A 13,103-nucleotide genomic window follows, 5' to 3' on the forward strand; every position below is an offset into this window, starting at 1 on the left:
CTACAGGTATTTGAACGGTTCTCCATCTGCATCATAGCTGATCGTATGCTGTTCAATCCGGTCAACTGTCACACCGTCCGCCTTGTAGTAGGTCAGCGTGTGCGTTTGGTAGTTTCCATTCGCATCCGGATTGGAAAGGGCCATGCGCATGTAGAGAGAGTTGTCCTCTGCACGACTGTATTCGACCGTCGTGTAGTACCCATTCCGATCTTTGTTGAACTTCTCAAGATTCTTCGTACTGAGCCGATCATTGAAAGCGGTGAAAAGTTCAGCCAGCGCATCTTCCACGTTTTCAGCGATGAAGTTGTACGAGATATCGTCAAGAGCGATCGCGCTCGCTTTATGTGCGCTTAAAGCGGCGTTCCTGTGCTCGTCCACCTTGAGCTGCGCTCCAGATGGCGTTTCCGCGCCGATTTGTTCCGGTGTGACCGCGTGCGGATTGTCTTTTCGGCTCTCGTGCGCGTCTACCCTCGCCTGTGTCTCCACAATGCCGCTTTCGATACGATTCATGTCCTGCTCAGTCACCGTGTCACCATACTGCCAATTCAATTTCCCTTGGTATCCCAAATCTTTGTGCACCTCCTTAGACTTCATTCCGCTCACGATCATGTGATTGATGTGAGTCAGCGATCTTGAAGTCGATCTTCTCTCGCTCGCTGTTTGTCAGATACGTTTGTTACTCGACCTTGTTTACTAGCTTTTCGATTGGAAAAACTCGGGACTATTTCGTTCCCCACAGCTTTGCAATAAAGCGTGAGATCTTCCCGACCTCTGTTTCACCATCAACCTGCTCCCCAACTTGACCCTGTACGAAGTTGGGAACGCTCGTCCTCCAAACAGTCGCGTCCACTTGCTGCCAAGTGCTAGCTGCTTCAACCTCTTCCTTGAGCAGCCAATACCACCCGATTTGCGCGCGCTTGTGCTGCTCCGCTTCTCTGCAAACTGCTAGGAATTGCTCTCGTGTATGCCCGATCACGCCAGCATCTTCCGTCTTCCATGTCACTTCTGTGAGAGACGGATCGGCGATGAGCAACAGCATCTGTTGAGTGAAGTTCGACTGATCGTTCGACCCGAAGGCATAAAAATGACCAGTTGTCGCCGAGGTGAAGCCTTGCAAGATGGCAGCTTCGCACGCCTCGTTCAACTGGTCGATTTTTGCTTTTTTGAGTTGGTCGAGAGATGTAGCAGTCGGGTTCAACTCTCGGTATCGCTGATCTGGGGTTTTGTTCTTCTCCAGTTCCTCTTCCAGCCGTCTATAAAGTTTTTCCGTTTCAGTTAATGATCGATCCACCGACTTCCACTCTAATGCCTTCGTCTCCAAGTTGATAAACAGCACGTTGCTTTTGTATTTCTCTTCAGTTGGCTCTTCTGGAATATTGTCAACCTCAAATCCCTCTGCACTCCCACTATCAAGTGCGAGACATTTAGCACCCGCAAACCTGCTGCTTTCGCTTACTCTCTCGTGTTGATAATCGTTGTACCACCCACCCACTTTCGCTTCCGTTTCTGTACCCGTATCAAAATCTACCACCAGAAATACCATAAACATTACTCCCCCTTAGCTAGTAATAGTTAACGATTGAACAAGGCGCGTCATTTCGACGGAGTTGTTGTATCCGTATGGGTTAAAAAGGTACACAGTATCACCTACCACAGTGTTTCTTGAACTGGAATAGATGGTACGAATAGAAGTTTCCACCCATAATACTACGCCCTCGGGACTTAGTTTTGCGAAGCCTGAGTTACTTGATTGTGATACATAGACATTCCCTTCATGGTCTGTGCCCAAAATAAAGCAACTACCCGAGCCCGCAAATGGCGTTCTAGACCAAATTGCCTCGCCTGTGTCCGGATTCACTCGTAGAATGGTAGTACCCGTCTTAACGTATAGTCGGTGGTTCGTCCTGTCTACATGTACGTAGGGGGATGAAATTTGCGCTGCATAAGTCCACGCAATCGCACCATCTGATTTCCGTTTCCGAAGGTTTCCAGCTTCAGTGGAAAGATAAGTGTAGTAGACAGATCCCTCTCCATCAACGCCTATTGAATACACTGAATTGCCTATGACTGAGTCGAAGGAGTAAGACCACGCAGTAGTGATTGTATTCGAAGTCACGACCTGCTTAGTTATGGTCCTTCCTGTGGTTCCAATATACAGATGGCCGTTGTAATACTCCATTACATTCGGCGAGCCAATCCCTTGTCCAGATAATTGCGTACTAACTCCACTGCTAGAGATAAAATATACAGCCCCCTCCCCGCTACTACCTGCTGCTATTATTGCGTATGTGCCCTCTCCTTCGGTTACAACGAAATCGGCAATCGTACTATTCCCAGATACTTGTTTAGCCCATTTTTGTGTCCCAGTTGCATCGTAGGCAAAAACGTTAATTGATGATCTTGTCCGAAAGCTGTTTGGATTTATCAAGCGCATACCGTTTACACCTTGGATATATTCGATCTGGAGGTCGATCAACACATTCTTGCCGAGTGCAGTGACTGGGATTGTGTCTCCTACACTGTAATCCCCATCTTTAATGCTCGAAACGCCATCTGCGAGTTCTTGAAAACTATACGGCGCACTCCCCGGAACCGCTCCCCCTTTGGCGTTGATCGCCGAAGCTACCTGAGCTTTGCCATCAACGCCATGCGTAAAAACCTCAGCCAGCGCTCCCTCCACATCGGTCGACGTAAAATGCCCGCCCGCATCCTCAAGTCGAATCGCACTGGCCTTGTGCGCACCAGACGCTTGACCAGCGTGCGCGTCCACCTTCGCCTGAGCAGCCGAGGGCGTTTCCGCCCCGATCTGCTCAGGAGTCAGCGCATCCAACCGCTGATGCGCTTCCCCGATTCCACTCTCGATGCGATTCATGTCCAGCTCGGTCACCACGTCTTCATGTTTCCAATCGGTTTTGCCTTGGTACGACATGAAGCGCTACACCTCCTTGATCTCGATCGTCTGCAGCATCAGGTGATCGGTCGTGATCGGCACGTATACAGCGTTGGTGCTGATCACGTTGTCCTCCGCATCGCGCAGATCGACCTTCGTAATCGCCGCCACAGAGCCAAACGGGACGAGATAGCGAATCGCCAGCTCGTCGTCCGCGACCGTCTTGCTGTCAAACTGCGTGATCTCGTACGAATCGTTCAATACGACTTTCGCCACGCGATCGCTCGTATATTGCGCCACATCGCGCAGATAGCTTGTCGGGATCATTTCAGTACCACCTCCGGTCCGGCAGTCCCAAGCGGTGTGACACCAAGGCGCCAAGTTGTGGACAACCTCGCGTTGCGGGTCAGCGCTTGCGTGCGGATATGCTCCTCGATGCCGAAGCGGTCACCGAGTGCTGTGTCTTGCTGGTAGATCAGATTGGCAGGAATCGTGCTCTTCACCGTATGCTCGACCTCGCGAAATAGCAAGGCGTCGTCGATGCTGGTGGTGATCACCAGCCGATGCTGCTCAGGGTCGACGTTCACCACCGTGCGACCTGTACCGACCAGATAATCGAGCCGACTTTGCAAGAATCGGGTGGTAAAAGGCGGCTTGGTCGAATAGCGGTTGATCAGCCGACGGCGGCGGAAGTCTAGCGTCTCCGTCGCCGGGTCTGATTGGATGCCGATCATCGCTTCCCTGCGCTTGATCGCCCGCTCGCTGGCCGTCATGACGAACTGGTCTTTCAGCAGTCGGTCGATCGCCGCCTGTTCTGCGTCCAGTTCGACCTGCTCCGTGCGCATGATCTCTTCAAACTCGCGAACCCCTTGATAGAGATCTGGCAAATAGGCCATCAGCTTAGACATGGATGGTCACCGTCCCTGACACCGGGATTTGCTCCGCCTCGAGTTCCAAGTTGGACGCGGTTCCGTTCAGCGTCGTTCCGTTGATGTCCACCACGCCGCTCACGTTGAGCAGGCGCGCCTCGATCTGGCTGATGCGCACCGTAAGCGCAATCTGATCCTTCCACGTCGTGCGCAGGGAGAGCAGATACGCTTCGACAGCCGCCTCCACCTCGCTTTGCACCATGCCTGGCGTGATGCCCTGCGCCAGCGTCAACGTTGTGGTCACATTCACCTCAACATTTGTTACGCCATTGATCGTAACCACATGACCGATCGGAGCGAGCCCAAGCCCCTGCCCCTGATTGACCTGCGGGTCGATCACAGCCTGCACCTCGTCGATCAGCGTCGCCGATGGGGCGCTGTAGTCGCTGGCGATGATCGTGCACTTGACCGTTCCGCCGCCTGCCCAAGCGGGAACCACCTTCGTACCGCCGATGCCCGGAATCGCGCTGATCTTCGCCTTGTAGTCGGCGAGATTGCCGCCGAACGGCTGCTCGTTGATCGTCGTCAGGTAGCGCTTGCGCAGCTCATCGTCGCTCTCCTCATCTTCGCCCGGCACCAGCACTTCCATCAGCTCTACGCTGACCAGACCGTCGATGTAATCGATGGGAAGCATCTCACCATAATGTTGGTTGCCGACCACGCCCACCGTCTCGCTTTCCAGCACGAACGAACCTGTCGCCACTTTGCTTACCGTGACATAGGTCAGTTCCCCGATCGAAAATCGGCTTCCGATCGGAACGTTCACCGGCACATCTTCCTTGCCGCGGAAAAGTCCTTTGCGCCGCGCTTTGGTCGCGGGGCGACGGTGTACGCCGAACTCAGAAGTTCTCCTTTCCAGATACTCATCGCTCGACGTGTCCGCGTACGACAGATCGTTATTGATCTCGATCTCCGCATACATCTGCGCCAGCTCTGCCGCAGCTGGAGCCAGCGCATCGAAGATGATGCTCCCCTCCCGCTTGTCTACATCATCTGGCACGCGGGCGAGCATGCGGCCTAGAATCGCTTCATAGGTTTGATGTTCATACACGTTCTCCCACCTCCTTCTTGATTAGCAGATCGCCATAGTTCGATTCCACCGTGAACTCGACCAGCGCCGATCCCCGACCGAATGTAAAGCGCATCGCTTCAACCGCTGTGATTCGGTCGTCTTGCAAGAGCGCCTCCTCGATGCGGCGGCGAAGCTCCGATTGCAATAAACCTTGCTCCGCACCTGCCAACCCACCGTATTCGGTGCCGTAGTCGGCGCTGTAGATCAAGTGATCGAAGCGATCGGTCTGCAGGATTTTGTAGACCGCTTGCTCGATCGCTTCAATCCCGTTCACCGTGCCGATCACCCGCTTCTGGCGCAGATCGAGCCGATAAGTACGGCTGGCCGGCTCGACAGACTCGCTTATCTCTTCCTTTTTCAAAACACCGCCCTGCGGAATCATGTGATCGCCACCTTCTCCAATACGACATACTCCTGCCCGCCTTGTACGCGCAACAGGATCACTTTGTCACCCGCGACCAGATACTTTGTGCGCTCCGTTCGCACCAAAAAGTCCTCCGACAGGTCAAATCGCTGATCGACGTTGACTGTGAGAGGACTTGTTTTGGTGACGGTCGCATACAGGACAGCCACAGGGTCGCCCGCCACGTGTGCGCTGGTCGCAATCGTTTTTAATTGATCGATCAGTGCCATCTAAATCACCCTCAAATCAAGAGTCATTGTGTGATCCTCACCGTCGAGATCGTGCGTGCATTCCTCGACTAAAAAGTAGTGCTGGAGGCCCAGCTCTTCAATGATGACCGGTACGTAGCAACCTGCGCGAATGCGGAGATCGCCGATCGCATTCAGCTTGATCGTTCTCCGCTCCCGATTGTTGATCGTCAACAGGTTGGTCAGCATCTCGGTGATCTGCGCAGCGTTCTGCTTCTCATCCGCTTTCTGGAGAAGTTGAAGCCGTCCCCACTTGGCAATGTTTGCACTGTCCTGTGCGATGTAGACATCGCGTCGCCCCGTCTCTTTGTTCTCCTTGACGATTTTGATGCGATTGTAGGTTTCGTTGTCGATCGACCGCTTGTACTCGTAGTCATAGAGCAGGCTCCCCCCACCGATCGCAACATCCACTTTCATCTCCTCGATGTTGCGGAGGGTGAGCTTGCCGAAATCGTCGTAGAACATGTAATTTCGCCCGGTGGAGAACAGCGTCAGGTCGAGCGCCTTGCAGATGATGTCGAGCAATTTTTTGTTGTCCTCCACCAGGGTTGGGATCTTGTATCCGGTGTCGGCCATTCCGCCGAGCTTCAGGCCAAAATCACCCGCGATCTTCTGCACGACTTGCGTGGCGGTTGCAGCTTTAAACACGTAGGTATCGTTCGACATCAGATAGCGGATCTGATCATAGGCGGTCAGCTTGACCTGCTCATCCCTTCCGCTGTCAATGGAGAAGATGTAGCCATAAAACACGTTGGCTCCATCTTTTCGCACGCGCACGATGTCCCCGTTGTTGTATTTGAACGTCTTGTTTTCGTAGATGCCGCCTTTCACAAAACTGATCTCCGCGCTCGACGCTTTCCCGATCCGTCCTGTCTTCCAGGTCACGCTCTGGGTCAGCTCCGAGATGTCCCACACATTGCCGTCTTTGTTGTCAATCAAGACTTCCAGCATCTCGATCACCTCCTACGGCAGTTTGAGCACTTTGCCCACCGGCAGGCGCTTGAGGTCCGCATCCGACAGGTTGTTGAGCTTCTGAATCTCTTTGTAGCGCGCCCCATCGCCAAAATGCTTTTGCGCGACCGACCAGAGGGTATCACCTGAGCGCAACGTGTACGTCTTTGCCGTTGGTCGCTCATCGGGACGCGGTGGGCTCTGTTTGGCCAGCGCAGGTGTTGAGTTTTGTGCCGTGACCGGAACCGCCTTCTTGGCCGCATAAAAAACGTACTTTTTCAGGTGGATCTTGTATTCGATGTCGCCTGGCGATCCGCCAACCTCTTTCCACTCGAACGACTCGATGCTCGCCGGCGTGTTGATGCCAAAATTGCTCCCGGCAAAGACGAAGCGGATCGGTCGCTTTGTTCCCATCCACTCCGTGATCAACTTGACATAGTAGTTCACCGGTTCCAGCAAACCGCCGCTGACGTTTGGGATCACGAGCGGATGATCTTGGGCGGGAAAGATGCCTTCGAACCGGTACTCGGTCAGCTTGGGCGCCTTGATCACGTTGATCTCCCCCAAGCCGGACACATCATACATCTTTCCGCTCCCCCCTTCCGCCATCTCGATCGAAGAAGGGTTGATCGGGATCTGAAACCCTTGCTCTTGGTTGTTAAAACTTAGCCAAATCCCATACTTGCTCATGCGTACACCCCCGCTGCAGACGTTGCGATCTGCTCTTCCAGCGACTTTTCAATGCGCCGCACGATCGTATCGATGTCGTAGCCGTTGGTGATGTCTCCCGTCTGTACACTGACGGTCGGCTGCAAGGAGACGAAGTTCTGGATGTTTTTCATCTCAGCCAACTCGCGCATGATCTTGAGATCTTCGCTCGCGATGTCTACCGTGCCACCGATCTGGCCGACTTTGCCCACTTCGTCGATTTTGCTCGGTATTGTGAACGCCGTACCTGCCCCGCTGCCAATGCCGCCAATTCCACCAGCGCCAAAATCCCATTTTAATAACTCATCTTTGTAATCCTTTGGCTCGCTTTCGTCCTTGAAGGTCAGCTTGTTCTTCAGATCTTCCAAAGAAAAATTCTCGATAAATTCTTGGCCCGCTTCTTTCGCTTTTGAAAAATCGGCCTTGAACTCAATATTGCTGATCATCTTGGCATCTACACCGAGTAAATCCCCGAAGAATTTGGCCACCTTATTTATCCCGTTGATCGCACCATTGATCAGGCTGACGATCGCGTTGACCGCCCACTCTGCTGAATCGACGATAAAGCCAAACGCAGCGCTAAACACCTTGCGAACACCGTTTGTCACCACTTCGAATGACAGCAAGGCGGTGATGATACCGATGATCAGAGAGATGATAAACATGATTGGATTGGCCTTCATCGCCATAAACAGTGCCTTCACGCCACTTGTTAAAGCCATCACAGCCGCTTTCGCAGCGCTCATCACCGTTGTCATCACATAATGTGCGGTCGTGTACAGCCATACTCCGATGGTCAGCGAGTTCATCATCAGATAATAGGCGCCCCAGGCTGCCGCGACGCCGAGAATGTATGGCGCCAGCGCCCAGAGAAACATGAGGAGGTTCTGAATGACGATCAACACTCCTCCAATCGCTGACTGGATCACTTCCCAAACGGGCGGGACAATCGAAATCAGCCAGAGAAAGGCTGATGCTACCCCTTGTAAAACGGTGGCCCAGACAGACATAAAGACTTGGAACGCTTCACCATCGAGAGCATTCGTCAGGAAATCGACCAAGGGAAGCAGCGCCGTCATAGCTCCAGTGCCTGCCTCGGCAAAGAGCGTCTGGAACTTATTTATCAGCGTGTCCAGTTTTTGTTGAGGAGCGTCCGACATCTTCTGCATCGCCTCTTCGCTTTTGCCCGCCATTTCCAAAAGCTTATCAAACGCTTTGATAAATCCGTCCACGTCACCTTGTTTCCCGAGGTCAGCGATCTTCAAATCTTTCACGTGCGCCGAGTTGAACTGTTTCGAGAGAGAGAGCACCTCTCCGTTCATCGCTTCCCTAAGAGTCGTAAATGCACCTGCGAGACCAGTTCCTGTCGTATCGAATGTGGCGATCTGCCGTGCAAGTCGGTTCATCTCATTCAGTTGGTCGATGTTTTTGCTAAAGGAGAGGTTTCCGAGAGCACCATTCATGTATGTCGACAAATCAACGCCATTTTGAATCGCATCTTTTTTTACCTGCTCAAAAACCTTTGAACCGAGATCATCATTTTCGAGTCGCGCCTTAAACAGATACTCCATCTGCATGAAATTCTTTGCCGTGCCAAATGACACTTCTGCCAGCATATTAAGAGTTTTCACAGCCCCGCTGACCGCGTTTGTGAAACCATTAATATTGTCTAGAAAGTCTTTTATCGTCGCCATTTCCTTCACCTCCTTCAATAAACTTCTCAGCCAAAAAGCTCCGCAGGTTGACAGCCCTCTCGCTGTTTCTGTCAAAAGATTGCCTTCGCTTCTTGCCTTGCCACTCTGCCTGCTACGCGCTGTTGGGGACGCGGGGACACAGCTGCTGTATCCCCGGGGTTGCCCCAACCGACAGGAGCTGCCTTGACAGAATCGCTGGCGGCAGCTACTTCTTCGCCTTTTTCGCCGCCCGCTTCTCCGCCTCGATCCGCACATCGATCAGTGCGAAGATCGCCGCTTTTTTTCGCAGCGACATCTCCGCCAGATCATGAGGAAGTATGTTTAGTTCATGGAGGGCGTAGTAAGCGTAGTTCCACTCGCCATCGCCCTCTTTGATCAGTTTTTTACTTCGTCAATCAGCGTGCCGAGGTCTTTGTCAAAGCCGTTGATCTCCTGTACTTTTTCGATCAGCCGTGCGTATTCGCCAGGCAGCAGCATCTTGCGGAGCAGGTTGTCGGCGCCTACAGCGCCGTAAGAGTTTTGCAGAGCCGCATTTTTCAGATCGGGGAAGACGACGCTTGAGACGACCAGCTTGGCCATATAGTCTTCTGGCGAAGTTTCCTGCACGTACTGCCCTTTGACCTTCACCCGCTTGGTGGCCGACTTGCGGATCTCTTCGTTCTCCGCCTCGGTCATCCAGCGCAACTTCCAGGGAATCGGCTTTCCATCGCTATCCTTGAATCGTTCCGACACCACCAGCTCTTCAATGCCGTCGGCCAATACGTTCTCTGCAAAAAACATGCTCAATTCGCTCATCTGCTTACCTCCAAGTTTGTTTTAATTATCCTTGTGCCGGGGCGACGAAGTTTTCGAGAAGCTCCACACCATCGAACGTGAACTCGATTTCTTCATCCAAGACTTCGCTCTCCGTGTCCACCTTCGCGATGATCACGCTGTCGAGGTTGACGTTTTTCAGGACAACCGTTTGGCGCCCGATCGAAGAGGTCGGGTCTTCGTTGACGATCTGGATGTCAAAGTACACGTCCTTGCCCGTCTTGATGTAATCCAACATCATTTGACGGAACATCGTCGTCGCGTAGTAAATCGTCATGCTGCCCGTTCCCGACCAACCGATCGCCTTGTGCTGCACACCACGACGACCGAGTGTCTTGATCTCCGCCTTCTGCTTTTCTACCGTCGCTTCGAGTGTTTTGACGTAAAACATCTCCTCCACTCGACCGTTGATCGTCGCATATGCGCGACCTTCTTGCCCTGAAATTGCGTCTTGTGCTCTGAAGAATGCCATCTATCGCACCTGCACTTTCATGTAGATTTTTTCGATCGCATCCACCGGTTGGATGCTGACTTCCACGTACACGCTATCGGTTTCCGCACCCGCCTGCACGACCACATCGGACTGTGCGTCAAAGTTTTGGACCGCGCCCAAGCCTTGCAGCGATTCGAGATACTTGTTGCATTCGTTGCGAAGCAGGTTGCGCCCATCCTGGTTGTTGCCCACCTTGCCGACAAACGCCAGCTCGAAAACGCGTTTCAGATCGTTGTTGATGCTGTCGAGCACGCGGAGTGCACGGTTCTTCGAGAATTCGCGACCTTTGGTCGGGGTGTAGGTGGTCAAGGTGTTGATGTCCTGCTCGACGACGATCCGACCGTTGTTGCGGGTGAAGACGATCTCGCCATTGCGCAGAGCGGTCTCGATCTGCGAGTTGGTGTAGCGCGGCGAAGCGTCGACCGCCCCGTCATACGGAAGATAGGTCAGCGATTCGTTGACCTGCGCAGCAGCTGTCGCAGCTGCCACCCATGCGGTCGCCTGCGCAGCCGTCAGCGTTTTGCCATCGGTCAGCACCACGCCGTTCTTGACGCTGATCACGCCCTCGTAGTCGGCAGCCGGATAATTTTCCATGACCGCCTGCACTTTCTTGCCCTCTGTCTCCCGCATGCGGCGGACGTAAGCGGCATAGAGCCCCTTCAGAGACGCATCGGTGGAGGCGAGCGCGATCGTCTGGTATTCCACCACTTCAAGCGCGGTCAGATAATCGACGTGATCCTGATTGGTCACCGCTCCATCTGCACCGCCTGTGAGCGGCAGTGCAGCGGTCGCTTCCAAAGCACCGGTGCCGGAGAATTTTACCCAGCCGTTTTGCTTCAGCTCACCGATCGCCTTCACAGACTGCACGTCCACAGCAATGCCGGAGATCAGCGTGCGCACGATATACAGCGACTCGTCGTCGATGTCCTGCTGAATCACCACCGAAAGATCGTTGCCGCGCACACCGCCATGAATCGCCGTGACGCTCAGACCGGACAGCGCAGCTGTTGCTTTGGTACCGGTGTTCAGACGGTAGATGAGCGCAGTCTTCGCGCGCTTCAGCGCTTCGCGAACGAGCAGCATCTGCGGAGCTGTGATGTCATACCCAAGCAGTGTGCTGGTGTCATCCCCCGCGTTGATCGCGATCACCGCGTGCGACTCCCCCCAAGAAAGCGGCAGGGCCATCGTCACGATCCCGCGATCGCCAAGCCCCCCCATCGATTTCGGAATGCTTTCAAAATTGACGTACACCCCCGGGCGCACTTTGTTTTGGACGGTCCAAGTTCCTCCAGCCATCTAACATACCTCCTTTTGCAAAAATTCTGTTGCCAGCGATTTCACTTGCTCCGTCGTATAGGTCTCCTCATCGGAGAGCAAAGCGTTCAACACATCTTTTTGAGCAAGTGTGAATTGTTTCGATGCAAGGAACTGCTCTTTTGTGTAGCGCATCGAGTCCTCTTTGTTACTCATCCTTGATGTCCCCTCTCTGTTCCAATCTGCTCATCAGCGGCACCTCTTCCGCCTGACGAACCATGTGGATGTCGTAGTTAATAAAGAAGTGAAGCACTCCGTCGATGATCTCGTACCGCAGCTTGCTGCCTCGGATCAGCCCATCGTCGAGCGCGACATAGTCCAAGCAGTCGTAGAGCTGTTCTGCCACAGCATGCATCTCCGCGACCCGTGTGTCCGCTTCACCCTCTTTAGGCTCATTCGGAAAGTACTGCACATCGAACGGGTAGGTTCGCTTGTAGCGGCGACCGCCCATCCGATCATAGGTGGGAGCGACTAGGCGAACAAAAAAACAGGGTGCTGTCTGCCCCTGTCCCATCGATTCCCCATAGATCGCCAGTTCGGGGAATTTCCCCTCCAGCGCCGCAAGAACGGCGTTTACTACATCGTTATTCGTCATCGCGATACGCCTCCATCACCGCCTGCGTCACTTTCACCTGCAAGTGTGCGATCAGCTCTTGGCGAGTGTACGGGTCTGCGTTGTGGTGCCCGGTCAACACGGTGCCATCTTTCGATTTTGCCGCGAAGACGACCTGTCGGATCTCTCCATCTTTCGCGAGCACCAGGAGGTGCTCAAGCCCCGCGATGGCATCTTGTTGCGGATGTTTAAAGCGTACAACTTTTGCCAGCAGAACCCCTCCTCAACTTGACGGTCGGCCGTTGAGTACCTGCTCGATCAGCTCGAACTTCTTGTTCATCAGATCGCTCGCCAATCTTCATTCGATCTCCTGCCTAGAGATCGTCATCACCAATCGTCCGCCGACCCATTCGGTGTTGTTCAGTTCCCCTCTGTAGCGAAATTCGATCTCGCGCACATAGGGAGTGTTGTTAAAATCTCAATTGCATATTTGTTGCCTCGTCGTTGCCCATTTCCGATCGGTTAGGTTCATCCAGCTGTCCTGAGCGAACCTGTGTCCGACCTTTGATCCTCTCCAGCGTTTCGAGCGAGTCCCGAATGGTATCGAGTGGGAAGTGCTCCTCCATCCGATGCTCGTTGGTACGCTGAAGCCGATCTGCCATCTCATCACGTCTTTCGATCATCCATGGATGGCAACGCGATTCGTCACACCTGCAAAATGCAGATCGATCCGAGCGCTACTGCTGATGCAAGCGCTCCTCGGGTGCAACGCTCTGAGAGCCCCCTCGACCCGCTACATGATCCTCACCCCTTTCACCGCTTGCTAGGAAGAGCGATCGCAAACAAAAAAGCTCATCACCTGTGTGAAGAGCTTCAAGTTGTTGCAGATGCGCTTTCGCTTCAGCCATCCTCTTGAGGATCACTGCCTGAACTTCCTTGATACCATATTATCTTGTCAAGGGAGGTCAAAACTCCGCACAAACTCCTGTTTTTCTCCAAAAAAACTCCAACTCGTTTGGGCATAAGCCCACTGCC

17 protein-coding genes are annotated in these 13,103 nt (G+C 53.5%); all 17 read right to left on the reverse strand.

What is annotated here, in order from left to right:
- The 17 genes from ACFSOY_RS09855 to ACFSOY_RS09935 all read right to left on the reverse strand — a co-directional run bounded on the left by ACFSOY_RS09855 (window position 1) and on the right by ACFSOY_RS09935 (window position 12,273).
- On the reverse strand, window positions 1–567 hold the full coding sequence (locus ACFSOY_RS09855; protein WP_386046129.1) for a hypothetical protein: 567 nt from the start codon (window positions 565–567) through the stop codon (window positions 1–3).
- Window positions 568–721: 154 nt separating this feature from the next.
- A complete protein-coding gene (locus ACFSOY_RS09860) occupies window positions 722–1,543 on the reverse strand; it encodes a DUF4376 domain-containing protein (protein WP_386046131.1) in 822 nt (273 codons plus the stop codon).
- Window positions 1,544–1,558: 15 nt separating this feature from the next.
- The gene (locus ACFSOY_RS09865) at window positions 1,559–2,929 is read right to left on the reverse strand and encodes an outer membrane protein assembly factor BamB family protein (RefSeq protein WP_386046133.1); all 1,371 of its coding nucleotides are present in this window, start codon (window positions 2,927–2,929) and stop codon (window positions 1,559–1,561) included.
- Between the two features lie 6 nt (window positions 2,930–2,935).
- The gene (locus ACFSOY_RS09870) at window positions 2,936–3,217 is read right to left on the reverse strand and encodes a ketopantoate hydroxymethyltransferase (RefSeq protein ID WP_386046135.1); all 282 of its coding nucleotides are present in this window, start codon (window positions 3,215–3,217) and stop codon (window positions 2,936–2,938) included.
- Complete coding sequence (locus tag ACFSOY_RS09875; protein ID WP_386046137.1) at window positions 3,214–3,798, reverse strand: putative phage tail protein; 585 nt, start codon at window positions 3,796–3,798, stop codon at window positions 3,214–3,216. Before ACFSOY_RS09875 ends, ACFSOY_RS09870 begins: the two co-directional genes overlap by 4 nt.
- Window positions 3,791–4,870, reverse strand: a complete 1,080-nt coding sequence (locus tag ACFSOY_RS09880; protein ID WP_386046139.1) for a baseplate J/gp47 family protein — start codon at window positions 4,868–4,870, stop codon at window positions 3,791–3,793. The genes ACFSOY_RS09875 and ACFSOY_RS09880 overlap by 8 nt, the downstream gene beginning before the upstream one ends.
- On the reverse strand, window positions 4,863–5,273 hold the full coding sequence (locus ACFSOY_RS09885; RefSeq protein ID WP_386046141.1) for a DUF2634 domain-containing protein: 411 nt from the start codon (window positions 5,271–5,273) through the stop codon (window positions 4,863–4,865). Before ACFSOY_RS09885 ends, ACFSOY_RS09880 begins: the two co-directional genes overlap by 8 nt.
- The gene (locus tag ACFSOY_RS09890) at window positions 5,270–5,524 is read right to left on the reverse strand and encodes a DUF2577 family protein (protein ID WP_386046143.1); all 255 of its coding nucleotides are present in this window, start codon (window positions 5,522–5,524) and stop codon (window positions 5,270–5,272) included. Before ACFSOY_RS09890 ends, ACFSOY_RS09885 begins: the two co-directional genes overlap by 4 nt.
- Window positions 5,525–6,493 (reverse strand): XkdQ/YqbQ family protein, encoded by a 969-nt coding sequence (locus tag ACFSOY_RS09895; protein WP_386046145.1) that lies wholly within the window; start codon window positions 6,491–6,493, stop codon window positions 5,525–5,527.
- Window positions 6,494–6,505: 12 nt separating this feature from the next.
- Window positions 6,506–7,183 carry a LysM peptidoglycan-binding domain-containing protein gene (locus ACFSOY_RS09900; protein ID WP_386046147.1) on the reverse strand — a complete coding sequence of 226 codons (678 nt, stop codon included), beginning with the start codon at window positions 7,181–7,183 and terminating at the stop codon, window positions 6,506–6,508.
- The gene (locus ACFSOY_RS09905) at window positions 7,180–8,895 is read right to left on the reverse strand and encodes a nucleoid-associated protein (protein WP_386046149.1); all 1,716 of its coding nucleotides are present in this window, start codon (window positions 8,893–8,895) and stop codon (window positions 7,180–7,182) included. Before ACFSOY_RS09905 ends, ACFSOY_RS09900 begins: the two co-directional genes overlap by 4 nt.
- A gap of 375 nt (window positions 8,896–9,270) precedes the next feature.
- On the reverse strand, window positions 9,271–9,690 hold the full coding sequence (locus ACFSOY_RS09910) for a phage tail assembly chaperone (RefSeq protein ID WP_386046151.1): 420 nt from the start codon (window positions 9,688–9,690) through the stop codon (window positions 9,271–9,273).
- Between the two features lie 25 nt (window positions 9,691–9,715).
- Window positions 9,716–10,180 (reverse strand): phage tail tube protein, encoded by a 465-nt coding sequence (locus ACFSOY_RS09915; RefSeq protein WP_386046153.1) that lies wholly within the window; start codon window positions 10,178–10,180, stop codon window positions 9,716–9,718.
- Window positions 10,181–11,497 carry a phage tail sheath family protein gene (locus ACFSOY_RS09920; protein WP_386046155.1) on the reverse strand — a complete coding sequence of 439 codons (1,317 nt, stop codon included), beginning with the start codon at window positions 11,495–11,497 and terminating at the stop codon, window positions 10,181–10,183.
- Complete coding sequence (locus ACFSOY_RS09925; RefSeq protein ID WP_386046157.1) at window positions 11,498–11,671, reverse strand: hypothetical protein; 174 nt, start codon at window positions 11,669–11,671, stop codon at window positions 11,498–11,500.
- Entirely contained in the window at window positions 11,664–12,110 is a 447-nt protein-coding gene (locus ACFSOY_RS09930; protein ID WP_386046159.1) for a phage tail terminator family protein, read from the reverse strand. Before ACFSOY_RS09930 ends, ACFSOY_RS09925 begins: the two co-directional genes overlap by 8 nt.
- The gene (locus ACFSOY_RS09935; protein WP_386046161.1) at window positions 12,100–12,273 is read right to left on the reverse strand and encodes a hypothetical protein; all 174 of its coding nucleotides are present in this window, start codon (window positions 12,271–12,273) and stop codon (window positions 12,100–12,102) included. Before ACFSOY_RS09935 ends, ACFSOY_RS09930 begins: the two co-directional genes overlap by 11 nt.
- Between the last annotated feature and the right edge of the window lie 830 nt (window positions 12,274–13,103).

The sequence above is a fragment of the Tumebacillus lipolyticus genome, assembly GCF_042682745.1.
GTDB lineage: Bacteria > Bacillota > Bacilli > Tumebacillales > Tumebacillaceae > Tumebacillus_A > Tumebacillus_A lipolyticus.

Excerpts from the sequence above, each read along its gene's own strand:
- ACFSOY_RS09890 (WP_386046143.1), bottom strand. The coding sequence starts at position 5,524 with ATGGCACTGATCGATCAATTAAAAACGATTGCGACCAGCGCACACGTG.
- ACFSOY_RS09905 (WP_386046149.1), bottom strand. The coding sequence starts at position 8,895 with ATGGCGACGATAAAAGACTTTCTAGACAATATTAATGGTTTCACAAAC.
- ACFSOY_RS09930 (WP_386046159.1), bottom strand. The coding sequence starts at position 12,110 with ATGACGAATAACGATGTAGTAAACGCCGTTCTTGCGGCGCTGGAGGGG.
- ACFSOY_RS09885 (WP_386046141.1), bottom strand. The coding sequence starts at position 5,273 with ATGATTCCGCAGGGCGGTGTTTTGAAAAAGGAAGAGATAAGCGAGTCT.
- ACFSOY_RS09895 (WP_386046145.1), bottom strand. The coding sequence starts at position 6,493 with ATGCTGGAAGTCTTGATTGACAACAAAGACGGCAATGTGTGGGACATC.
- ACFSOY_RS09875 (WP_386046137.1), bottom strand. The coding sequence starts at position 3,798 with ATGTCTAAGCTGATGGCCTATTTGCCAGATCTCTATCAAGGGGTTCGC.
- ACFSOY_RS09910 (WP_386046151.1), bottom strand. The coding sequence starts at position 9,690 with ATGAGCGAATTGAGCATGTTTTTTGCAGAGAACGTATTGGCCGACGGC.
- ACFSOY_RS09915 (WP_386046153.1), bottom strand. The coding sequence starts at position 10,180 with ATGGCATTCTTCAGAGCACAAGACGCAATTTCAGGGCAAGAAGGTCGC.
- ACFSOY_RS09920 (WP_386046155.1), bottom strand. The coding sequence starts at position 11,497 with ATGGCTGGAGGAACTTGGACCGTCCAAAACAAAGTGCGCCCGGGGGTG.
- ACFSOY_RS09925 (WP_386046157.1), bottom strand. The coding sequence starts at position 11,671 with ATGAGTAACAAAGAGGACTCGATGCGCTACACAAAAGAGCAGTTCCTT.
- ACFSOY_RS09870 (WP_386046135.1), bottom strand. The coding sequence starts at position 3,217 with ATGATCCCGACAAGCTATCTGCGCGATGTGGCGCAATATACGAGCGAT.
- ACFSOY_RS09860 (WP_386046131.1), bottom strand. The coding sequence starts at position 1,543 with ATGGTATTTCTGGTGGTAGATTTTGATACGGGTACAGAAACGGAAGCG.
- ACFSOY_RS09865 (WP_386046133.1), bottom strand. The coding sequence starts at position 2,929 with ATGTCGTACCAAGGCAAAACCGATTGGAAACATGAAGACGTGGTGACC.
- ACFSOY_RS09900 (WP_386046147.1), bottom strand. The coding sequence starts at position 7,183 with ATGAGCAAGTATGGGATTTGGCTAAGTTTTAACAACCAAGAGCAAGGG.